Annotated in this window: 20 protein-coding genes; 9 read left to right on the top strand and 11 right to left on the bottom strand. The window is 66.9% G+C overall.

Annotated elements, in window-relative coordinates:
• The first annotated feature begins 181 nt into the window (after positions 1–181).
• Entirely contained in the window at positions 182–649 is a 468-nt protein-coding gene (locus tag ACYQ4T_RS14215) for a J domain-containing protein (protein WP_459855257.1), read from the top strand.
• Here the strand turns inward: ACYQ4T_RS14215 and ACYQ4T_RS14210 are convergent.
• Positions 642–1,346, bottom strand: coding sequence for an RluA family pseudouridine synthase (locus tag ACYQ4T_RS14210; protein ID WP_459855254.1), 705 nt, complete (start codon positions 1,344–1,346; stop codon positions 642–644). The two genes, ACYQ4T_RS14215 and ACYQ4T_RS14210, sit on opposite strands and share 8 nt — an antisense overlap.
• A 103-nt stretch (positions 1,347–1,449) precedes the next feature.
• Positions 1,450–1,653, bottom strand: coding sequence for a cold-shock protein (locus tag ACYQ4T_RS14205; protein WP_395022142.1), 204 nt, complete (start codon positions 1,651–1,653; stop codon positions 1,450–1,452).
• 355 nt (positions 1,654–2,008) lie between these two features.
• Here ACYQ4T_RS14205 and ACYQ4T_RS14200 point away from each other — a divergent pair, with 355 nt between their 5' ends.
• Positions 2,009–3,256, top strand: coding sequence for a class I SAM-dependent methyltransferase (locus ACYQ4T_RS14200; RefSeq protein ID WP_459855251.1), 1,248 nt, complete (start codon positions 2,009–2,011; stop codon positions 3,254–3,256).
• Between the two features lie 24 nt (positions 3,257–3,280).
• Here the strand turns inward: ACYQ4T_RS14200 and ACYQ4T_RS14195 are convergent, their stop codons facing one another.
• From ACYQ4T_RS14195 to ACYQ4T_RS14165, 7 genes are all read right to left on the bottom strand, one after another.
• Positions 3,281–5,068: an acyl-CoA dehydrogenase C-terminal domain-containing protein gene (locus ACYQ4T_RS14195; protein WP_459855248.1), complete on the bottom strand. Its 1,788-nt coding sequence runs from the start codon at positions 5,066–5,068 to the stop codon at positions 3,281–3,283.
• A 146-nt stretch (positions 5,069–5,214) separates the two neighbouring features.
• Entirely contained in the window at positions 5,215–7,542 is a 2,328-nt protein-coding gene (locus ACYQ4T_RS14190; protein ID WP_459855246.1) for a 3-hydroxyacyl-CoA dehydrogenase NAD-binding domain-containing protein, read from the bottom strand.
• A gap of 112 nt (positions 7,543–7,654) precedes the next feature.
• On the bottom strand, positions 7,655–8,791 hold the full coding sequence (locus ACYQ4T_RS14185; protein WP_459855243.1) for a thiolase family protein: 1,137 nt from the start codon (positions 8,789–8,791) through the stop codon (positions 7,655–7,657).
• A complete protein-coding gene (locus tag ACYQ4T_RS14180; protein WP_459855240.1) occupies positions 8,788–10,491 on the bottom strand; it encodes a long-chain-fatty-acid--CoA ligase in 1,704 nt (567 codons plus the stop codon). The genes ACYQ4T_RS14185 and ACYQ4T_RS14180 overlap by 4 nt, the downstream gene beginning before the upstream one ends.
• 92 nt (positions 10,492–10,583) lie before the next feature.
• Positions 10,584–10,943, bottom strand: a complete 360-nt coding sequence (locus tag ACYQ4T_RS14175) for a hypothetical protein (protein WP_459855238.1) — start codon at positions 10,941–10,943, stop codon at positions 10,584–10,586.
• Complete coding sequence (locus ACYQ4T_RS14170) at positions 10,936–12,156, bottom strand: MFS transporter (protein ID WP_459855235.1); 1,221 nt, start codon at positions 12,154–12,156, stop codon at positions 10,936–10,938. Before ACYQ4T_RS14170 ends, ACYQ4T_RS14175 begins: the two co-directional genes overlap by 8 nt.
• Complete coding sequence (locus ACYQ4T_RS14165) at positions 12,153–12,650, bottom strand: winged helix-turn-helix transcriptional regulator (RefSeq protein WP_459855232.1); 498 nt, start codon at positions 12,648–12,650, stop codon at positions 12,153–12,155. The genes ACYQ4T_RS14170 and ACYQ4T_RS14165 overlap by 4 nt, the downstream gene beginning before the upstream one ends.
• 108 nt (positions 12,651–12,758) lie before the next feature.
• Here ACYQ4T_RS14165 and ACYQ4T_RS14160 point away from each other — a divergent pair, with 108 nt between their 5' ends.
• Together ACYQ4T_RS14160 and ACYQ4T_RS14155 are read left to right on the top strand one after the other, a co-directional pair.
• A complete protein-coding gene (locus tag ACYQ4T_RS14160) occupies positions 12,759–13,301 on the top strand; it encodes a PAS domain-containing protein (RefSeq protein ID WP_459855229.1) in 543 nt (180 codons plus the stop codon).
• A complete protein-coding gene (locus tag ACYQ4T_RS14155; protein ID WP_459855227.1) occupies positions 13,298–13,825 on the top strand; it encodes a PAS domain-containing protein in 528 nt (175 codons plus the stop codon). The genes ACYQ4T_RS14160 and ACYQ4T_RS14155 overlap by 4 nt, the downstream gene beginning before the upstream one ends.
• 10 nt (positions 13,826–13,835) lie before the next feature.
• Here ACYQ4T_RS14155 and ACYQ4T_RS14150 read toward each other — a convergent pair whose 3' ends face one another.
• Positions 13,836–14,621 (bottom strand): SDR family NAD(P)-dependent oxidoreductase, encoded by a 786-nt coding sequence (locus ACYQ4T_RS14150; RefSeq protein WP_459855225.1) that lies wholly within the window; start codon positions 14,619–14,621, stop codon positions 13,836–13,838.
• Between the two features lie 136 nt (positions 14,622–14,757).
• Between ACYQ4T_RS14150 and ACYQ4T_RS14145 the strand changes: the two genes are divergently transcribed.
• Positions 14,758–15,954, top strand: a complete 1,197-nt coding sequence (locus ACYQ4T_RS14145) for a phosphoglycerate kinase (protein ID WP_459855223.1) — start codon at positions 14,758–14,760, stop codon at positions 15,952–15,954.
• Positions 15,951–16,514 (top strand): NUDIX hydrolase, encoded by a 564-nt coding sequence (locus ACYQ4T_RS14140; protein ID WP_459855220.1) that lies wholly within the window; start codon positions 15,951–15,953, stop codon positions 16,512–16,514. Before ACYQ4T_RS14145 ends, ACYQ4T_RS14140 begins: the two co-directional genes overlap by 4 nt.
• 180 nt (positions 16,515–16,694) lie before the next feature.
• Here the strand turns inward: ACYQ4T_RS14140 and hrpB are convergent, their stop codons facing one another.
• On the bottom strand, positions 16,695–19,190 hold the full coding sequence (hrpB, locus tag ACYQ4T_RS14135) for an ATP-dependent helicase HrpB (protein ID WP_459855217.1): 2,496 nt from the start codon (positions 19,188–19,190) through the stop codon (positions 16,695–16,697).
• Between the two features lie 225 nt (positions 19,191–19,415).
• Between hrpB and ACYQ4T_RS14130 the strand changes: the two genes are divergently transcribed.
• The 3 genes from ACYQ4T_RS14130 to ACYQ4T_RS14120 all read left to right on the top strand — a co-directional run bounded on the left by ACYQ4T_RS14130 (position 19,416) and on the right by ACYQ4T_RS14120 (position 22,109).
• Entirely contained in the window at positions 19,416–20,090 is a 675-nt protein-coding gene (locus ACYQ4T_RS14130; protein ID WP_395022121.1) for a response regulator, read from the top strand.
• Between the two features lie 63 nt (positions 20,091–20,153).
• A complete protein-coding gene (locus ACYQ4T_RS14125) occupies positions 20,154–21,563 on the top strand; it encodes a sensor histidine kinase (protein WP_459855213.1) in 1,410 nt (469 codons plus the stop codon).
• 72 nt (positions 21,564–21,635) lie between these two features.
• Positions 21,636–22,109, top strand: coding sequence for a PAS domain-containing protein (locus tag ACYQ4T_RS14120; protein ID WP_459855211.1), 474 nt, complete (start codon positions 21,636–21,638; stop codon positions 22,107–22,109).
• Positions 22,110–22,272 lie beyond the last annotated feature (163 nt).

Genomic DNA, 22,272 nt, shown 5'->3' with positions numbered 1-22,272 from the left:
ATCGTTGTGCGATAATCTATCGGTCGCTGGAACTATCGCCACGGCGCGCCGAAAATTCAAGCGTTGGATCGGTGACGTTTGTCGATTCGGTGAGACCGATGAAGCACTTAGCGGAAAAATTTGTGCGAATTCTCTGCAAATCGGGATGACCCGCAACGGCACGCCGGTCTAGTATCTCGCCATGTTCAGCCCAGGGCAGAAGAAGGCGCGCAACAAATACGCGGTCGAAGTCGAGCTCGATGACGGCAAGGTGCAGACCCTGTTCGTCTTCGTGGCGCCCGACATGCGCGTCATCGACATGCTGAACGACGAGCGGATGTTCATTCCGTTCGAAACCACCGACGGCACCATCGTCATCTACAAGAAGCACGCCATCAAGCGCCTGACCGAGCTGTTCGCGGCCGAGCGCACGGCGACCAAGGATCCTTACGACATCATCGACGTCTCGGCGAAGGCGAGCGACAAGGAAGTGCACGACGCCTATCGCCGCGCCATCGCCTCGGTGCATCCCGACCACATCCAGGCGCTCGGCCTGCCGCAGGATTTCGTCGAGCTCGCCACCCGGCGGGCGATGGCGGTCAACGACGCCTATGACCGGATCAAGCGCGAGCGCAATATGCAGCCGGTCGAGCAGCCGCCGTTCAACTGACCGTCTCGCGCCAGCCGCAGGCTTTGAGCGCGGCGCGCATATGCGGCGGCACCGGCGCCTCGGCGCTGACCGGCGGCTTGTTCGGATAGAGCTTGAACGAGACCGCGCGGGAGAGGAGATGCAGCGGCCGCTCGCCCGGCGTCTTGTCGCCGTATTGCGGGTCGCCCAGCAGCGGCGCGCCGAGTGCCGCCAGGTGCACGCGGATCTGGTGCGTGCGGCCGGTCTTCGGATGGCACGCGATCCAGGCCAGCTTTCCACCGGAGGGGCCGTCACCCGTCCCGAGCACGCGATATTCGGTGACCGAGGCCTGGCCTTCCGGATCGATCACCATCTTCCAGCCGCCCGTCCGGTTGGTGACCTTCTTCAGCGGCCGGTCGATGACGCCTTGCGCTTCCGCCGGCACGCCGGCGGTCACCGCCCAATAGGTCTTCTCGACCCCGCCGCTCTGGAACAGCTTGCCGAGCCGCGACAGCGCCTTGCGGTGGCGGCCCAGCACCAGGCAGCCGCTGGTGTCGCGGTCGAGCCGATGCGCGAGCCCGGGCGGATGCGGCAGGCCGAAGCGCAAGGCGTCGAGATGCTTTTCGAGGTTGTCGCCGCCGCCGGGGCCGGCATGGACCGGCAGGCCCGCTGGCTTGTCGATGATCAGGCAGAGCCCGTCGCGATAGAGCAGGCGCTGCAGCAGTTCGGCTTCGCGCATCAGTCCGGCATCCGCCTCCGAAAAAGAATACGGGCGGCCGCGCCCCAATAGAAAACGGGCGGCCGCCGGAAGGCGACCGCCCGTTTGAAGCACTCGGTCGGGCTTAGATCGCCTTCAGATTGACCGCGGCGGTCTTGCCACGCTCGGTGGCGAGGTCATAGCTGACCTTCTGGCCTTCGGCCAAGCCGCTCATGCCGGCCCGCTCGACCGCGGTCACATGCACGAACACGTCGCTGGATCCGTCGGACGGGCGGATGAAACCAAAGCCCTTCACGGAGTTGAACCACTTCACAGTACCCTGAGCCATAACGGCCTCCTCAAGCTTGAAACAACCATGCGACACGGCATGGTCCACACACAAACAACCAGTGATGGGAAGCTTGAAGAACCGCCGGCGGGGACTGCCGGGCCGCCAAGACCAGCCAAAACGTCGATTGCGGGCGCATCTGTGCGGGTTTCGGCGGCCGGTGTCAAGCCGTTGGCCCCGGGGGTTTTATTTGCCCGCTCGCCCGGAATTCCAGGTTTCGAATCCTGGAAACCGCCCTTGCATCAACCCGTTATCAGCCTGGAGCGGGGCGCATGGCTGGCACGTTGACGCGCCGGATTTGGTTAAATTAGTGTTTCACCCAAGGGCGCTTATCCATCTTGGGGATGATGGGGAAATGTTCGGAACCCTGCTGAAGCACGGCCTGAAACAGGGCCGCATCCATTTGATCGATCACCACGGCCGCAAGACCTCCTACGGCGCGGGCACGCCGGAGGTGACTTTGCGCCTGAATGACGCGCGGATCGGCTGGGAGATCGGGCTCAATCCCTGGCTCAAGGTGGGCGAGGCCTATATGGACGGCCGGCTCACCATCGAGCAGGGCACGCTCTACGACCTGATGGATATCGGGCTCGCCAACACCAATGAGTTGAGCGGCGCCTGGACCCAGGCGCTGAGCAACGGGCTCAACCGGGTCTTGCGCTGGTGGCACCAGAACAATCCGGTCGGTCGGGCGCGCGAGAACGTCGCGCACCATTATGACCTCAGCCGCAAGCTGTTCTCGCTCTTCCTCGATGAGAGCCTGCAGTATTCCTGCGCTTATTGGCCGAAGCTCAACATCACGCTGGGCGAGGCGCAGCAGGCCAAGATGCGCCATATCGCCTCGAAGCTCATGCTGGAGCCGGGCCAACTGGTGCTCGACATCGGTTGCGGCTGGGGCGCGCTTGGCATCTATCTCGCCAAGACCGCCGGCGTGAAGGTCATCGGCGTGACCCTCTCCAAGGAGCAGCTCGAGGTCGCCCAGCAACGCGCCAAGGATGCCGGGCTGGAGGGCCAGGTCGAGTTCCGCCTGCAGGATTACCGCCTGGTGCCGGAGCGCTTCGACCGCATCGTCTCGGTCGGCATGTTCGAGCATGTCGGGATCAAGCATTATCCCGAGTTCTTCCAGCAGGTCGAGAAGCTGCTGAAGCCCGCCGGCGCGGCGCTGCTGCACGCGATCGGCCGCCGCGACGGGCCGGGCTACACCAATCCCTGGCTCCGCAAATACATCTTCCCCGGCGGCTACAGCCCGGCTTTGTCGGAAGTAACGCCCTGGATCGAGAAGACCGGGCTCTGGGTGACGGATATCGAGATCCTGCGGCTGCATTACGCCGAGACGATCAAGGCCTGGCGCGCGAATTTCGACAAGCACCGCGAGGAGATCAAGAAGCTCTACGACGAGCGCTTCTGCCGGATGTGGGAATTCTACCTGATCGGCAGCGAGCTCTCCTTCCGCTACGACTACAACATGGTGTTCCAGATCCAGATGGCGCGCGGCATCAACACCGTGCCGATCACCCGCGACTACATGTTCGACTGGGAGCGCAACGAAGCCGCCCGCGAGTTTCCGCAAGTGCCGTGGAAAGAAGGCCGGGCGGCGGAGTAAGATGCGGTCGAGCCGAGCGACCCCTCAAAACGCCTCCGCCGGAAGCGCCATCAGGGTCGACTTGCCGGCGGTCAGCATGGTGAACAAGCTGTTGGTCTCCGGCAGCAGCCGCGCCATGAAGAAACGCGCGGCGGCGAGCTTCGCTTCGTAGAAGGCGGCTTCGTCGCCGCCTTTCTTCTCCAGCGCGATCTCGGCCATGCGGCACCACATGTAAGCCAATGCCGTCAGCGCAAAGAGCCGCAGGTAATCGGTCGCGGCGGCGCCCGCTTCCTCGGGATCGGCCATGCCGGCTTGCGCCAGCCAGGCGGTCGCCTGCTGCAGCTTCGCAAAGGCCTTTGCGGTCGGCAGGACGAATTCCTGCAGCTCCGCCTTCTCGCTCGTGGCCTCGATGTATTCCGAGACCGGGTGGAAGAAGCGGCGCGCCATCCGCCCCACCCCGGTGCCGAGCTTGCGCCCCACCAGGTCCAGTGCCTGGATGCCGTTGGTGCCTTCATAGATCTGCGTGATCCGGGCGTCGCGGACCAGCTGTTCCATGCCCCATTCGCGGATATAGCCGTGGCCACCGAACACCTGCACGCCGAGATTGGCGGCGTCGAAACCGTGATCGGTCAGGAACGCCTTCACGATCGGCGTCAGCAGCGCCACCAGATCGTCGGCTGCCGCGCGGCGCTCCGGATCCGGGTGATGCGACGCGATGTCGAGCTCCATGCCCATCCAGTAGGAGAGGGCGCGGGAGGCCTCGGTGAGGGCGCGCATCTTCAGCAGCATGCGGCGCACGTCGGGATGGACGATGATCGGATCGGCCGGCTTCTCCGGGAACTTGGCGCCGGAAAGGGCCCGCATCTGCAGCCGGTCGCGCGCATAGGTGACGGCGCCCTGGTAGGCGGCCTCGGCGATGCCCAGCCCCTGCATGCCGACGGCGAGCCGCGCGGTGTTCATCATGGTGAACATCGCCGACATGCCCTTGTTCGGCTTGCCGACCAGCCAGGCTTGCGCACCGTCGAAATTGATGACGCAGGTCGAGGAGGCCTTGATCCCCATCTTCTTCTCGATCGAGCCGCAGGCGACCTTGTTGCGCGGCCCCACGCCGCCATCGGCCGTCGCCAGGAATTTCGGGCAGACGAAGAGCGAGATGCCGCGGATTCCCGCCGGCGCGTCCGGCACTCGCGCCAGGACCAGGTGGATGATGTTCGAGGTCAGGTCATGCTCGCCGGCCGAGATGAAGATCTTGGTGCCGAAGAGATTGTAGGAGCCGTCCGGATTGGCCTCGGCGCGGGTCTTGCACAGACCCAGATCGGTGCCGCAATGCGGCTCGGTCAGGCACATCGTCCCCGACCATTCGCCGGAGACCAGCTTCGGCAGATAGAGCGCCTTCTGTTCATCCGAGCCATGGGCATGGATGGCGTTGTAGTTGCCGTTGGAAAGCCCGGGATACATGCCGAAGGAGAGATTGGCCGAGCAGATCATCTCCTCGACCGCGAAGTTGATCAGCTTCGGCAGCCCTTGGCCGCCGTAATCCGGATCGCAGGGCAGGCCGGGCCAGCCGGCCTCGACGAACTTGGCATAGGCTTCCTTGAAGCCCTTCGGCGTGGTCACCACGCCGTTGTCGAAATGGCAGCCTTCCTCGTCGCCGGAATGATTGAGCGGCTGCAGCTCCTCCTCGCAGAACTGCCCGGCCGCTTCGAGGATGGCGTCGATCGTCTCCGGCGTCGCCTCGGCATAGGCCGGTACGGTGTTGGAAAGCGAGTCGGCCTTCAGCAGCTCGTAGAGCACGAACTTGATCTCGCGGAGCGGGGCTTTGTAGGCGGGCATGATCTAACTCCGAACGATGCGTCGTACCCCCACCCCGGCCCTCCCCCGATTCGGGGGAGGGGGAAGGAGGAGCTCGGTGCAGTTCCCTCCCCCGAATCGGGGGAGGGTTAGGGTGGGGGTGCGAGTCACCAGCAAGGGCGCCACGCTCAATTCCTCAGCGGCTTGTTGGTGGTCAGCATGTGCTCCATGCGGGCGAGCGTCGGGCCGGTGCGGAGCAGGCTCATGAACGCCTTCTTCTCCAGCTTCTGGATCTGGTCTTCCGTCACCACAGCGGTGAAATCCGTGGCGCCGCCGGAAAGCACATCCGCCAGCGCGTTCGAGACCGTGACGTCATGGGGCAGGGCCTTGCCTTGCAGCCGGAAGCCGTCGACGGCGAGTTGCAGCGCGGTCTTCGCCGTCGGTCCCGGCAGGCGCAGCTCCTGCGGTTCCGGCGCCTTGTATCCTGCAGCGAGCATGGCCAGGGCGCGCTGCTTCGCATCGAACAGCAGCCGGTCGCGGTTCATGGTGATGCCGTCGCTCGGCCGCAGCAGTTTGAGCTCCTTCGCCTCCGCCGCCGACTTCGCGACCTTGGCGAGCGAGATGGTCTCGAAGGCCGCGACGACCGGCGGCATCGGTCCCTTGGGATCCTTCGGGCCGGGCTGGTTGCGCAGCAGCAGCTCCTTGCAGCCGCCCCAGCCGGGGATCAAACCGACGCCGACCTCGACCAGGCCCATATAGGTCTCGGCATGCGCCTGGACGGCGGCGCAGTGCAGCAGAATTTCGCAGCCGCCGCCCAAGGCCATGCCGGAGGGCGCGCCGATCACCGGGAAGGGTGCGAACTTCACAGCCTTATAGGCGGCCTGGCCCTGGCCGATCAGGTCCTCGATCATCGGCCACATGGCGATGTTGGCGGCGAAGAGGGCCAAGCCGATATTGGCGCCGACCGAGAAATTGTCGGCCTCGTTGTGCACGACCAGCGCCTTCATGCTCTTGCCGACATGGGCGACCGACTTCTTCACCATGTCCAGCGTGTCGGGGTCGATCGAGTTCATCTTGCTGTGGAACTCGAGGCAGGCGACGCCGTCGCCGATATCCCACAAGCTGGCCGAGCCGTTCCTCAGGATCGGCTTCGACGCGCGCTTGATGTCGGCGAGCAGCAACACGCCCGCGGCGCGCTTGAGATCATGATAGCCGCCGTCGGTGCCGAGGAACTGCAGCCGGCCGCCCTCGACCCGGTAGAAACCGCCTTTCTCCGCCGCGAGCTTCAGCAGCGGCGGCACCGGCATCTTCTCGGCGGCGAGCTTCTCGGCGAACCAGGCGGCGCCGAGCTGATCGATCATCTCGAATGGACCGCGCTTCCAGTTGAAGCCGGTGCGCATGGCGAGATCGACATTGGCGACGTCGTCGGAAATCTCCGGCACCAGAGAGGCGGCGTAGCTCAGCAGCTTCGACAGCACCGCCCAGGCATATTGCCCGCCCTTGTCCTTATGGGTGACCAGGACCTTCAAGCCGCCCTTGGCCGCGTCGGCGGATTCAAGCCGCGCTTTGTCGGAGACATGGTATTCGCCGGTCTTGAGATCGATCGATTCCTTGATCTTCTCCGCGCCGTTCCTTTGCAGGCGATAGAAACCGCCTTTGCCTTTGCGCCCCGTATAGCCGTCGTCGATCATCTTCTGCATCAGCGGGAAGTCGCGGCGGACGGTCTGGTAGGGGTCGTCCGGCTTCAGCGCTTCGCGCATCGACTTGTCGACATGCGGCTGCAGGTCGAGGCCGACCAGATCCAGCAGGCCGAAGATGCCGGTCTTCGGCGCGCCGATCGGCCGGCCCATGATCGCATCCGCCTCCTCGACCGTGAGGCCGAGGTCGAGCGCCGCGTTGACCGCGGCCTGCATCCAGAAGACACCGATCCGGTTGGCGACAAAGCCCGGCGTGTCCTTGGCGGCGATGATCGCCTTGCCGAGGCGCCGGTCGCCGAAATCGCTGACCGCCGCCACGGCATCCAGCCGGGTCTTGGCGCCGCCCAGCACCTCCAGCAGGCGCATGTAGCGCGGCGGGTTGAAGAAATGGGTGATGACGAAGTCGCGCTGCAGGCTCTCGGGCTCGTCCTTGACCAGGGTCTGCAGCGGGATGGTCGAGGTGTTGGAGGAGACCACCGAGCCTTTCTTCCGGAAGGGCTCGATCTTGCGATAGAGGCTCTGTTTGACGTCGAGCTTCTCGATCACCGCCTCGACGATCCAGTCGACGTCCTTCAGCTGCGCGAGATCATCCTCGATATTGCCGGGCGTGATCAGCTTCGCCGCCGCCTTCGACATCAGCGGCGCCGGGTCGGCCTTCAACAGCTTGTCGATCGCACCCTTGGCGATGGCGCTGCGATCCGTTGCATCCTTGGGCACGATGTCCAGCAGCAGCACCGGGACCCCGGCATTGGCGATCTGCGCGGCGATGCCACTGCCCATCAGCCCGGCGCCGATGACGGCGGCCTTCTCGATGGTCATCACACCGCCTCCTTCCATACGCTGTCACCCGCGGGCTCGACCCGCGGGTCTGGTGCCCATGCGGCGTGAGATGCCCGGGTCAAGCCCGGGCACGACGAAAAGGGAGTGGCCATCACACCGCCTCCAGGATCGTCGCGATGCCCTGGCCGCCGCCGATGCATTGGGTCGAGAGCGCGAACTGCTTGCCTTCGCGCTTCAGCAAGGCCGCGGCCTTGCCGGTGATGCGCGCGCCGGTGGCCCCCAAGGGGTGACCGAGCGCGATGGCGCCGCCGTCGAGATTGACCTTCGCCGGATCGATCCTGAGGTCGCGCATGCAGGCCAAGGCCTGGGCGGCGAAGGCCTCATTGAGTTCGATCACGTCTACGTCGTTGATGGTGAGCCCGGCGCGCTTCAGCGCCTTCTGCGTGGCGGCGACCGGGCCGATGCCCATGATCTCCGGCGCGCAGCCGGCGACGGCAATGCTCTTCACCTTGGCCAGCACCTTCAAGCCATGCGCCTTGGCATAGTCCGCCGAGGTCACGAGACAGGCGGCGGCGCCATCGGTCAGCGGCGAGGAAGTGCCGGCGGTGACCACGCCCTTCTCGTCGAAAGCCGGCTTCAGCCCGGCCAGGGCTTCGAGCGTGGTGCCCTCGCGGATACAGCCGTCGCTCACCACCTGGTCCTTGCCGTTCTGGATCGGGGTGATCTCCTCGGTGAGCTTGCCGGCCTGGCGCGCCGCCGTGGCCTTGGCCTGGCTTTCGACCGCGAAGGCGTCCTGCTCCTGGCGGCTGATGCCGTATTTCTTCGCGACATTCTCCGCCGTGGTGCCCATCGAGATATAGGCGGCGGGCAGGCGGTCGCTCAGCGCCGGGTTGGGCATCGGGTTGAAGCCCATCATCGGCACCCGGCTCATGCTTTCGACTCCGGCGCAGATGAAGGCTTCACCGGCGCCGAGTGCAATCGCGCCGGCCGCCGAGTGGATCGCCTGCATCGAGGAACCGCAGAAGCGGTTGATCGTGGCGCCCGCCACCGATTGCGGCAAGTCAGCGATGAGCGCGATCAGCCGCGCGACGTTCAAACCCTGCTCGCCCTCGGGAAAGGCGCAGCCGAGCAGCAGGTCCTCGACCTCCTTCGCGTCGATGCCGGTCTTGGCGATCAGCGCCTTGACCACGGCGGCGGTCAGGTCGTCCGGTCGGACCCTGCTGAGATCGCCCTTGTTGGCGAAGTGGAAGGGCGACCGGACATAGCCGGCGATGACGGCCTCTTTCATGCTTTCTCCTTCGCGGCGGCATAGGCGGCCGCGGCTTCATCGATCAGAATCTTCTTCTGGATCTTGCCGACGGCGGTCTTCGGCAGATCGGCGCGGAATTCATATTGGGTCGGCCTCTCGATCTTCGAGAGCTTGTCTTCCAGGAAATGCGCGAGCTGTTCCTCGCCCAGGCTTGCGTCGGCCTTGAGCGCCACGATCGCCTTCACGGTCTGGCCGCGATAGGCATCGGGCACGCCGATCACGGCGCATTCCCGGACCGCGGGATGCTGGTAGATCGCCTCCTCCACGAGACGCGGATAGACCTTGAAGCCGGAGCAGTTGATCATCTCCTTCAAGCGGTCGGTGATGAAGACATAGCCCTCTTCGTCGATATGCCCGACATCGCCGGTGTGGAGCCGGCCGTCGATGATCACTTCGGCGGTGGCCTCGGGCTTGTTCCAATAGCCAAGCATCACCTGCGGGCCGCGGAAGCAGATCTCCCCGGTCTCTCCGGTCGGCAGCAGGGTCTTGCGGTCCTCGAGCGAGACGATCTCGCAGATCGTGCCCGGGACCGGCAGGCCGATCGAGCCCGGCTTGGAGCCCAGCGCCGGCGGGTTGATGCAGGTGACCGGCGAGGTCTCGCTCAAGCCATAGCCTTCGAGCAGGGCGGCGCCGGTCTTGGTCTTGAAGGCCTTGGCGACCTCGCGCGGCAGGGGCGCGCCGCCGGAAATGCAGATCTCCAGCGAGGAGAGATCGAAATTCTCCGCGCCCGGCGTGTTCAGCAGCGCGTTGTAGAGCGTCGGCACGCCGGCCATCGCATTCGGGCGCTTGCGGGCAATGAGGCGCAGCAGCTTCAGCGCCTCGAAGCGCGGCTCCAGCAGCATGCAGGCGCCGAAGGCCAAGGCCAGGTTCATCACGCAGGTCATGGCGAAGGCATGGAACAGCGGCAGCACGCCGACGATCCTGGTCTCCGGCTTGTCCAGCGCATGGAACCAGAGCTGGATCTGCCGGGCGTTGATATAGATGTTGGCGTGGCTGAGCGCGGCGCCCTTGGGCACGCCGGTGGTGCCGCCGGTATATTGCAGCACCGCGAGCGTGGTCTTGGGATCGATCAGCGGCAGCTCGATCTTGCCGTCGTTGTCGATCAGGTCCTTCATTGCGATGCAGCCCCTGTCCTCGGGCATATGCGCGATCGACTTCCGCATCACGATCGGGAACAGGTAGTTCTGCGGGAAGGGCAGCTGCTCGGCCATCGGGCAGACGACGACGTGTTTCAGCCGCGTGGTCCCGATCTGGTGCGTGATCTTCGGCAGCAGAATGCCAAGATCGAGCGTCACCATGAAGTCGGTTTCGGAATCCTCGATCTGGCGCGCGATCTCCGGCTCGACGTAGAGCGGGTTGAAATTGACGATCACGCCGCCGGCCTTGAGGCCCGCATAGTAGAAGACGACGAACCAGGGGCAGTTCGGCAGGAACAGGCCGAGCTTCATGCCGGGCTTGAAGCCCGCCGCGATCAGCCCCTTGGCCGCGCGGTCGGAGAGGGCCTTGACCTCGGCATAGCTCAGGCGCTTGTCCTGGAACTCGATGCAGTCGTTCTCGGGAAACAGCGCCGCGGATTCCTCCAGCAGCGCGAAGACCGGCTTGGCATGCAACGGCGCCGCCCAGTCGACCTCGGACGGATAATGCTTCAGCCAGGGATAGGACGGCGCGGCGGAATCCATGCAGTCTCCGTGTTCCGCCGTCCAACTCTCCCCCGGGAGCGATGGCGGAAGGCCAAGTCTCCCATCCTCGCCAACTGAAGGCAAATTAATGGTTAATTTCCGCGCGCCGTCGCGCCGATACAGCCGGCGAAGCTGAAGCTGGCGAAGGACATGTTCTCGAACACCGCAAGCGCGCCTTGCTCTTCCAAGCGCCCGGCGAGACCCGGTGCATCGTCCGCCACCACCAGCACATTGTCGAACCAGGATGCCGAGACCAGCTTCGCACCTGCAGCAGCGCTCGCCGCCACCGCCGCCGCGCTGTTGGTGCCGATCGGATAGAGCACGATCACGCTGCCGCTGGCTTCGGGTGGCAGCGCGGCGGCTTCGATGAGCAGCGCCATCCCGGCGAGCCAGATCCCGGCGATCCAGGCCAGCAGCTTCAGGGCAAAGCGGTGATCGGCCCCATCAGACAACTTGCAGCGCCGTCCGCGCCGGCCGTTCGGCGATCGGCCAATGCAAGGCGGCGGAGGCGACGCCGAGCCCGACGCTGATCCACCAGACCAGGGCATAGGAGCCATAGGCGTCATAGGCCCAGCCGCCCAGCCAGACGCCGATGAAGGCGCCGATCTGGTGGCTGAAGAAGACCACGCCGAACAGCATCGACATGTAGCGCGGCCCGAACATCAGCGCGACCAGGCCCGAGGTCGGCGGCACGGTCGAAAGCCAGAGCAATCCCATGGCGGCGGAGAAGGCGAGCACGCTTGGCACCGAGACGGGGGTGAGCACGAAGAGCGCAATGACCGCCGCGCGGCCGAGATAGATCGCCGCGAGCAGGTTCTTCTTGCTGCGGCGCCCGGCGAGCACGCCGGCCGCATAGGCGCCGATCGTGTTGAACAGCCCGACGAAGCCGATCGCCCAGGCGCCGACGGCGGGGCTCAAGCCGAAGCCGGCGATATAGGCCGGCATATGCACCTGGATGAAGGCGAGGTGAAAGCCGCAGACGAAGAAGCCGGCAATGAGCAGCCAGTAGCTCCGGTGCATCGAGGCTTCGCGCAGGGCAGCGCCGAGGCTCTGCTCCGCTTGCGGCATCGCAGCGGGCTCGCTGCGGCTGCGCAAGGCGAAGGCGACCGGAATGATCGGCAAGGCGGCCGCTGCGAGCAGCATCAGGGCCACCGGCCAGCCCCAGGCGGCGATGAAGCCCTGGCCGACCGGCGCGAACAGGAACTGGCCGAGCGACCCCGCCGCGGTGGCGACACCCGAGGCCCAGGCCCGTCTTTCGGGCGGCAGCAGCCGGCCGAAGGCGCCGAGCACGATGAACATCGACGCGCCCGAAAGCCCGAGCCCGGTCATGACGCCGAGCGTCAGATGCAGGGCGAAGGAACCTCCAACCACGGCGCCCAGCGCGATGCCCGCGGCATAGAGCAAGGCGCCGCCCACCAGCACCCGGCCGGCGCCGTAGCGGTCGGCGATGGCGCCGGCGAAAGGCTGGCCCAAGCCCCACATCAGGTTCTGGATGGCGAGCGCCAGCGCAAAAGTCTCGCGGCTCCAGCCGCGGGTCTCCAGCATCGGGTCCTGGAACAGGCCGAAATCGGCGCGCACGCCATAGCCGATCAGCGAGACGATGGCGCCGGCCGCGACGACGCGACCCGGCGTGATGAAAGAGGGCGTGCTGAAGCGGGACATCATGCGCTCGCTTTCTTTGCCGCGGCCAGGCGCTTGGCGCGTTCGGCGGCAAAGCGCGGGGTCATCGCCGCCTTGACGTCGCGCGCGGTGATCGCCTCGCCGCAGGCGGCGCAGGTGGTGACGACGTGGAGGCGGTGGTTGCAGCTCTTGTGGGTGCGGATCGTGGCCGGGCCCTGGGGCGACTTCAGCCATTTCTCGCCCCAGCCGATCAGCGCGATGAAGGCCGGATAGAGCTCGAGGCCGCGCTCGGTCAGCCGGTATTCATAGCGCGGCGGATGGTCCTGGTAGCGCCGCTTCTCCAGCACCTTGTGCTCGACCAGCTTCCTGAGGCGCGCGGCGACGATATGCGGCGCCGCGCCCAGGTTCAGCTGGAACTCGTCGTAGCGCCGCGTGCCGAGGAAGCATTCGCGCAGCACCAGCATGGTCCAGCGGTCGCCGATCACGCCGAGCGTGCGGGCCAGTCCGCAAAGCGAATCGTCGATCTCGTCCCAGCGCATCGGTCCATCCTAGTGACTTCTGAAACAGAAGTCACTCACCGATTTGGCCCCGTCCTTCCGCCCGGCCCCGGGGTGCATTTTCCGGTCCGCCATGCCATACCTCCGGCAATGAGCTTCGAGGCCTTCTTCCAGTCCATCCAGTCCGAGCCGTTGCGCGCTCTCGCCCGGCAATGGGCGGCGGCGCGTGGCGGCCGACGCATGCCGGCCTTCCGCGACATCGATCCGGTCGGAATCGGCCGGCATCTGCGCTATGTCTGGGCCTGGAAATACGATCGTGCAGCGGACAGTTTCCTCGGGCGCCTCGCCGGCGAGGAGATCGACCGTGCCTTCGGCAAGTCCTTGCGCGGCATGCAGATGGCCGAGTTCTACACGCCGGATGTCTATGCCCTGGTGTTCCCGCGGCACCGCCGCGTGGTGACCGAGCCCTGCTTCTTTCACGGCACCGGCATGGTGTTTGCGCAGATGGGCTACACGATGGCCGGCGAGCGGATCAGCCTGCCGCTGTCGGAAGACGGCGTGACCGGCGACGGCATCATCGGCGGCACCTTCTACACCGCGCTGCCGCCCGCGAACGAGAATCTTCCGCTCGGTCCGGACTTCACGCCGGAGCAGGTCGCCTTCTATCCCCTTGACCCGGACGGGGCGCCATGAGCTTCCAGGCCTTCTTCGAAAGCATCACGGCGCCGGAGCTGCGGGCCATCGCCGGCCACTGGGACCACGCGCGCGGCACGCGCCGCATGCCGGCCTGGGGCGACATCGACCCGGTCGCGATCGGCCGCAACCTGCGCTACGTCTGGTCATGGAAATACGACCGCGCCACCGACACATTCACCGGCCGGCTTGCCGGCGAGGAGATCGTGCGCGCCTTCGGCAAGTCGCCGCGCGGCCTCAATATGACCGAGTTCTTCACGCCCGAGGTCTACCAGGTCTTCTTCCCCTGGCACCGGCGCATCGTCACCGAGCCGGCCTTCCTGCGCGGCACCGGTCTCATCTACAGCCGGGTCAACCGCAACTTCTCCGGCGAGCGGATCATGATGCCGCTGGCGGAAGACGGCGCGCTCGGTGACGGCATCATCGGCGCCAGCGTCTACCGCCCGCTGGAATTCGACGGCAAGCCACCGGAGCAACCGACCGGCCTCAACCCCGAGCAGATCGCGTTCTATCCGTTGGATTGAGCGCCGCCGCTCAGCTCCACTTCCTTGTCACGCTTTCGACCGCGGCGGTGACCATGCGCCGGGGCAGAAACCGCATCGCGGCGGTGGCGAGATAGTTGCCGGGGCCGACGATATGCACTGTGCGGTGGCCGAGCGCCTGCAGCCCCTCGCGCACCACGCGGTCCGGCTCGTGCATGGTGAAGCCGAGATGCTCGATGCCGGCGCGTTCGAAGAAGCGCGTCTTGGTGGCGCCGGGGCAGAGTGCCAGGATGTCGATCGGCCGGTCGGAGAGTTCTTCCGCCAGCGCCTCGGTGTAATGCAACAGGAAGGCCTTGCTGGCGGCATAGGTGGCGAAGTACGGCATCGGGCCGAAAGCCGCGGCGCTGGAGACGTTGATGATTCCGGCGCGGGCGCCCGGCTCGTTCTGCCGCGCCTCGGCGCGGCGCAGCATTCCCGGGATGAGCGCGCGGCAGATCTCGACCGGGGTCAGCGCGTTCACCTTCACGATCTCCGATTCCCGCTCCGGCGTGTTCTCGATCACCCGGCCGAGCCGGCCGATGCCGGCATTGTTGACCACGAGGTCGACCGCGGCGCTCTCCGCCGCCGCGATCGCGGCGCCGCGCTCCTGGTCATCCGAAAGATCGGCGGTGACGATCCGGACCACGCGGCCCGGCGAGGTCAGCTCCTGGGCCAGCTTGCTCAGGCGATCGCGGTCGCGCCCGGCCAGCAGCAAGGCCGTCGTGCGCGGCAGGCCGCGGGCGAAAGCCTCGCCGATGCCGCTGGAGGCACCGGTGATCAACGCGGAGCGAAACGCCATCAAATACTCCCCATGACGGGCGAATCTTAGCTTTCAGAGTGGCGCGGTTGCAATCTACCGCCGTCTATGGCACTTGGCCCAGGGCGATGCTTGTCCCTTCCGGCCAGATGGATATCCACCCAGGAACCGAGCGACCATGAGCGAATTCCGCACCCTCGACGACCTCGACTTTCGTGGCAAGCGCGCGATCGTGCGCCTCGACCTCAATGTCCCCATGAAGGACGGCAAGGTCACCGATTCGACGCGCATCGACCGGTCCGCGGCCACGTTGAAGGAACTGGTCGGCAAGGGTGCCAAGGTGATCGTGATGGCGCATTTCGGCCGGCCCAAGGGCAAGCGCGCGCCGGAATTCTCGCTGCAGCCGCTGGTCGCGCCGCTGGCGAAAGCGCTCGGCCGTCCGGTCGCCTTCGCCGACGACTGCATCGGCGCGCCGGCCCAGGCGGCGGTCGGCAAGCTGAAGGACGGCGACGTCCTGTTGCTGGAGAATCTCCGCTTCCACGATGCGGAGGAGGCGAATGACGCCGGCTTCGCCAAGGCGCTGGCCGCGCTGGCGGATATTTACGTGAACGACGCATTCTCGTGTGCGCACCGCGCCCATGCCTCGACTGAAGGCATCGCGCATCTCCTGCCCGCGGTCGCTGGGCGCCTGATGCAGGCGGAGCTCGACCACCTGGGCGCCGCGCTCGGCAACCCGAAGCGCCCGGTGATGGCGATCGTCGGCGGCGCCAAGGTTTCGACCAAGCTCGACCTGCTCGGCAATCTGGTCGGCAAGGTCGACCTCCTGGTGATCGGCGGCGGCATGGCCAACACCTTCCTCTTCGCCGAGGGCAAGGAAGTCGGCAAGTCGCTGGCCGAGCGCGACATGGCGGAGACCGCGCGCAAGATCGTCGCGCAGGCGAAGCAGAAGAATTGCCGCATCGTGCTGCCGGTGGACGCGGTGACAGCCGGCGAGTTCAAGGCCGGCGTCGCCACCAAGACCGTCGATATCAACGCGGTTCCGGCGGACCAGATGATCCTCGACATCGGGCCGAAATCCGCGGCGGAGATCGGCGATCTCCTGAAGACCTGCAAGACCCTGGTCTGGAACGGCCCGGTCGGCGCCTTCGAGACGCCGCCCTTCGACCAGGGCACGACCGCGGCTGCGAAGGCCGCCGCCGCGCTCACCGTGTCGAAATCGTTGCTCTCGGTCGCGGGCGGCGGCGACACGGTCGCGGCGCTCGCCCATGCCGGCGCGGTCGACGACTTCTCCTATGTCTCGACCGCGGGCGGTGCCTTCCTGGAATGGCTGGAGGGCAAGGACCTGCCCGGCGTCGCCGCCCTGAAGAGACAATGAGCGACGACGCTTCTCAGGCGAAGGGCAATTTCAAGCGCTCCATTCCCGAGGGCGACAGCCTCGAGCGCCTGGTTTGCGTCGATTGCGGCTTCATCAACTACGAGAATCCGAAGATCGTCGTCGGCTCGGTGGTGCATGATGGCGGCAAGATCCTGCTCTGCCGCCGCGCGATCAACCCGCGCAAGGGCTTCTGGACCCTGCCCGCCGGTTTCATGGAGCAGCATGAGACCACGATGGAAGGCGCGATGCGCGAAGCCTTCGAGGAAGCGAATGCGAAGATCGCGATCGAGGCTTTGCTGGCCGTCTACTCCATCCCGCGCTTGAGCCAGGTGCAGCTGATCTACCGCGCGCATCTGGCCGCGCCCGGCATCGCGCCGGGGCCCGAGAGCGCGGAAGTCGGGATGTTCACCTTCGACGAGATTCCCTGGAAGGAGCTCGCCTTTCCCTCGGTGCATTGGGCGCTCGGCCATGACCGCGAGGTCGCCGGCCAGGCCCATTTCGCGCCTTTCGTGAATCCACCCGGCGAGTATGGCGACCTGAAGGACCAGGCGGGACTCTAAGCCGCATCGAGTCTATGGCACCCCCACCTCACCTCCCCCGAAGCCCGTCGGCGAAGGCCGAGATGCGTCGGCGGGGAGGAAGAGGCAAGCGCGGTGCGCCCCTCCCCCGTCCGCGAATGCGGACATTCGTCCGCGGGGGCTTCGGGGGAGGCTGGGAGCCCCGAAAAGATTCTATCCAATCTACCGCGGCCGCGGTTTCGCCCTTGCCGTGGGCTCCGCCTGCAGCGGATCCTCCGGCCAGAAGTGCTTCGGATACTGGCCGCGGAGATCGGCGCGCACGGCGGCATAGCCGTTCTTCCAGAAGCTGGCGAGATCGCGCGTGACCTGCACCGGCCGCCGCGCCGGCGACAGCAGATGCAGCAACAGCGGCACGCGGCCGCCGGCAAGCCGCGGCGTATCGACCGCGCCGAACATCTCCTGCAGCCGCACCGCCAGCACCGGCGCGGCGGGATCGCTGTAATCGATCGCGATCCGCGAGCCGGAGGGCACGGCGACATGGGTCGGCGCCGCCTCGTCCAGCTTCTTCTTCAGCTTCCAGTCGAGCCGGGCTTCCAGCGCCGCCTTGAGGTCGACGCGGCTGAGATGGCTGCGGCGCGTGATCCCGGAAAGAAAAGGTGCCAGCCAGTCTTCGAGACCGGCCAGCAGCGCGGCGTCGCCGAGGTCGGGCCATGCGCCGGCCTCGCCTTCGGCCGCGCGCAGAAAGGCGATGCGCTGGCGCCAGGCCTCGATCTCCGGCGTCCAGGGCAAGGCGGCGAGACCCATCGCGCGGATGCCGGCGATCATCGCCGCGACGACCGCCTCGCCCGACGCTGTCGCCAAGGCGCGCTCCTCCAGCACCAGCGACCAGAGCCGCCGCTCGGATTTCGCCTCCACGCTTTCGCTGCGGGCATTCCAGGCGATCGCCTCGACCGTCTCGATCGCCTCGGCGAAGTCGCTTTCGAGCTCCGCCAGGGTCAGCGGCGCGGCGAGGAAGACCCGCGCCTCGCGCCGGTCGCCGTCGAGCGCCGCGACCGCCAGGAAGTCTTCGCGGGCCAGCGGGTCCGTCTCGGCGAGCCGCGCGCCCTTGCCGTTGGAGAGACGATACTGCCCCGGCCCGCCGCGACGTTGCGCCAGGCGATCGGGATAGGCCAGCGCCACCACCGCACCGACGGCGGCGCGCGAGGGATTGCGATCGAGCGCAATGCCGAGCTGCTTGCGCCAGGCTTCGGCTGAGCGGCGCACCCGGTCGCGCGCGCCGCGCTCGGAGCTCCCCTCGCCATGCAGCAGGTCGAGCCGATGCCGCAGATCGGCGTCCTCGGCGCGGCCCTTCACCAGGTCGCGCTCCGAGAGCAAGGCCGCGAGATCGCAGGCCAGCGAGCCCAACCCCTGGTCCTTCGCCTTCAGCATCATATGCGCGAGCCGCGGATGGGTACCGAGCTCGCCCATCGCCTTGCCATGTGCCGTCGCGCGGTGCTGCGTGTCCAGCGCGCCCAGCCGGCGCAGCAGATCGCGCGCCTGGGCGAGCGGCGCCTCCGGCGGCGGATCGAGCAGCGCCAGTTGCCTGGGATCGGTGGTGCCCCAGGTGCCGAGCTCGAGCGCGAAAGGCGTCAGATCGGCGGAGAGAATCTCCGGCGGGTCATAGGGCGCGAAGGCGCGTTCGCCGGCCTCGCTCCACAGCCGATAGCAGATCCCGGGCGCGGTGCGTCCGGCGCGGCCGCGCCGCTGGTTGGCCGCGGCGAGCGAAACCCGCGCCGTGCCGAGACGCGTCATCCCCGTCGTGGGATCGAATTGCGGCAGCCGCTTCTGCCCGCTGTCGACCACCAGCCGGATGCCGTCGATGGTGAGCGAAGTCTCGGCAATCGAGGTCGCGAGCACGATCTTGCGCCGGCCCTTGGGATCGGGCTTCAGCGCGAGGTCCTGCTCGGCCAGCGGCAGGTCGCCGTGCAAGGGCAGGATCGCGAAGTCATCTGGCGCCAGTCGCTCTGCCAAGCCGGTTTGCACGCGCCGAATCTCGGCGAGGCCGGGCAGGAAGACCAGCGCGTCGCCGGTCTCCTCCCGCATGGCCTGCAGCACCGCTTTGACGACGCGGTCCTCGATCCGCTCGACCATGCGTCCCGATCCGTCGCCGAGATGCCGGGTCTCGACCGGAAAGGTCCGGCCTTCGCTGGCAAGAGTCTCGGCATCCGGCAGCAGGGCGGCGATCGCGGCGGTGTCGAGCGTCGCCGACATCACCACCAGCCTGAGATCGGGCCGCAGGCTCTGTTGCGATTCCAGCGCCAGCGCGAGGGCGAGATCGGCGTCGAGCGTGCGCTCATGAAACTCGTCGAACAGGATCGCGGCGACGCCTTTGAGCTCGGGATCGCCCTGCAGCTGCCGCAGGAAGAGGCCGGTGGTGACGCTTTCGATCCGGGTCTTCGGCCCGACCCGCCGGTCCAGCCGGACCCGGTAGCCGACGGTCTCGCCCACCGCTTCCCCCAGCTGCTCCGCCATGCGCTGGGCCGCCGCCCGGGCCGCCAGCCGGCGTGGCTGGAGCAGGATGATCCGGCTGCCTTGCTCCGCCCAGGCCGCTGACAGCAAGGCGGGCGGCACCCGGGTGGTTTTGCCCGCCCCGGGCGGGGCTGACAGCACCAGATTGACCCGCCGGGCCAAGGCCTCGCGGATCTGCGGAAGCAGGGGATCGATTGGAAGAGTCTGCATAATCAAAAGGTTAAGAAGGCATCGGGCGCGCCGCCTGGGGTGCGGCCCGGTCCGGCCGGCTATGTGAAAAGCGCGTAAGGATTCTGTCAGGCACGACGGTTAGCTTACAGCCAGTTCACGGGTTCGAACGGCCGGTCGCGGACCCCTTGAGAGGGAGACGGCCGGGACATCGAGACGGTGCGGGGCGCACCGGCGGGGCAGTTATATATCGGAGTTAGGAAAAACATGCGGCTCCTGCTGGTTGAAGACAACGATCGTCTCTCGGAATTCCTGGAAAAGGCTTTGCACGACAGCGGCTTCACCGTCGATCGCTGCGCCAGCGCGCAGGATGCCGACGCAGCCCTGGCCGGCGTGAAATTCGACGCCACCATCATGGATCTCGGCCTGCCCGACGGCGACGGCCTCGGCCTCGTGAAGTCCATGCGCACCCGCGGCGACCAGACCCCGGTCTTGATCCTGACCGCGCGCGATGCGCTCAACGACCGGGTCGGCGGCCTCAACGGCGGCGCCGACGACTACATGGTGAAGCCCTTCGCCATGGAAGAGCTGATCGCACGGGTGAAGGCCCTGCTGCGCCGCCCCGGCGCCGCGCTCGGTGTCGAGCTCACCCTCGGCAACGTCACCCTCGACACCACCGGCCCCAACCTCACCGTCGCCGGCAAGCCGGTCTCGCTCACCCGGCGTGAAGTCACCCTGCTCGAGATCCTGCTGCGCCGGCCGGGCAAGGTGGTCAGCCGCAACGCGATTGAGGACGGGCTCTACGGCTTCAACGACGACGTCGGCTCCAACGCGCTGGAGGTGCTGGTTTCCCGGCTCCGCAAGAAGCTGATTTCGGTCGGCGCCGACATCCAGCTCCACACCGTGCGGGGCGTCGGCTACATGGCCATGGACCGCGGGTGATCGGACCCGGTGGTTGCTGACGGGATTGGCGCGCGGGGGACGACTCCGCGCGCCGAAAACCTCTTGAACCGGTCGCCGTCCTCGGGCCCGGGCGCTACATTGGGCGCCATGGGCTCCAACCGCGCCTCGCTGCAAGCACGTCTGATCCTTCGGCTCTGCGCCGTGTTCGTGGCCTTCTTCGTGGTCGCGGGCATGGTGGTCTTCCTGATCTACCACACCGATTCGGAAGAGATTCCGTTCGACGTGCTGATCGATGACCTGCACGCCCTGAAGCTCGCCGTCGCCGTCGATAACGGTGGCCGGGTGACAGTGGACGAGACTATGCTCTCGCCCAGCATCGGCTACATGGTGCGCTCGCTGGACGGCTCGGTGAAGCTGTCCGGCGGCCGCCATGCCGACGAGTTGCAGGCGATCGAAACTCCGGCCATCGACGAGGTCACCGAAAGCTGCCGCCTGGCGGGTAAGGAGCGGCCGCAGCGCGCCCGCCCGCGCAACCGCCAATGCAGCCTCTCCGAGCTGTTCGAGATCAACGGCGACACCCTGGTCATGCAGGTGACGCGGCGGATCTCGCGCACCTCGACCGCGCTCGACGCTTTGTTCTACGAGTGGCTGGGCGAATATCTCCCGGTCACCCTGCCGATGCTGCTGGTGTTGATCCTCGCGCTGATCTTCACCTTGCGCGGGGCGATGAAGCCGCTGGAACGGCTGATGCGCTATGCGCGCGCGATCAATCCGGCGCAGACCGGCGTGCGCCTGCCGACCGACGATCTGCCGAAGGAGTTGCTGGGTGCGGTGGAGGCGGTCAACGGCGCGCTGGAGCGCCTGGACCGCGGCTTCCAGGCGCAGCGCGACTTCCTGGCCGACGCCGCGCATGAGCTCAGGACGCCGCTGGCGATTCTCGCCGCGCATCTCGACAGCATGCAGGACCCGGCGCGGACCGCCGCCTTGCGCGCCGACGTCGAGCGGATGACCAAGCTGGTCGGCCAGCTGCTGGTGGTGGCGCAACTGGAAGCCTTGACCATCCGACCGGACGAGCAGGCCGACCTCTCGGAGATCGCCGCCGAAGTCGCCATCCTGATGGCCCCGCTCGCCGTGAAGGCCGGGCGCAACGTGGCCGTGCTCAACGCCGAGCATCCGGTGCCGGTGCGCGGCAACCGCGATGCGCTCTATCAGGCCTTGCGCAACCTGGTCGAGAACGCGCTGAAATTCACGCCGCCCGGCACCGAGGTCGAGATCGAGGTCGATCCGAGCGGCGGCGTCTCGGTGTCGGACCGCGGCCCCGGCATCCCCGAGGAGCAGCGCATGCTGCTGTTCCAGCGTTTCTGGCGCGCCGACCGCCGGCAATCCGGCGGCGCCGGCCTGGGCCTCGCCATCACCCATCGCATCGCCGCGGCCCACCATGGGCAGCTGCTGGTCGATGACAATCCGGGCGGCGGCGCCCGGTTCACCTTGCGCGTGCCCAGGGTCGGCTGAGCGCGCGCTGAGCGTCGGCTGACAAAGCCGCCGTTCTCCGGCATAGTCGATCGGGGGACGGCAGGATATGCCGTGGACAAGGTCGAAGACATCCAGTCGGAAATCGTCCGCGCGGGGCATGCCTATTGGCTGGCCCGCAAGCGCGACCGCGCCTTGCCGTCACGCAGCGATTTCGACCCGCCGCTGGAGGTCCCGCGGCTCATTCCGAACATCATCCTCTTCGACGTGCTGCGCGAGCCGCTCGACTTCGTCTATCGCCTGATCGGTTCGAAGATACGGATGCACCTGATGCAGGATCTCACCGGCGTGCGCATGTCGAGCGTCGCCTACCAGCGCGCGGACAGCGTGATCTGGGCGCATCAGGCCTGGGTGGTCGAGCATGCGGCCCCCCGCTTCTTGCGCCCGCCTTACGTCGGCCCGCACAAGGACTTCCTGTTCATCGAGGCGGTGATCCTGCCCTGCGGCAGCGACGCGCGGGTCGACAAGCTGATGGTGTTCGCGGATTTCGTCCGCGCGCTCCGGCCGCGTCCGGTTTCGGAGGGCTAGGGTCCGTACTCAATTGGGGATTCCCTGATTATTGATATTGTGATTCAAGCTTCCAAACAGCTGGAGGCTTGGAATGAAGGGGATCACTTGGCTGAGCGATGCGGAGTGGGCTCGGATTGAGCCGTTGCTGCCGCGGGGACGGCGCGGCGCACATCGGGTGGAT

This window comes from Dongia sp. agr-C8, from assembly GCF_054658695.1.
Note: the sequence above shows the minus strand (reverse complement) of the source record. Positions and strands in the feature narration are given on the sequence as shown.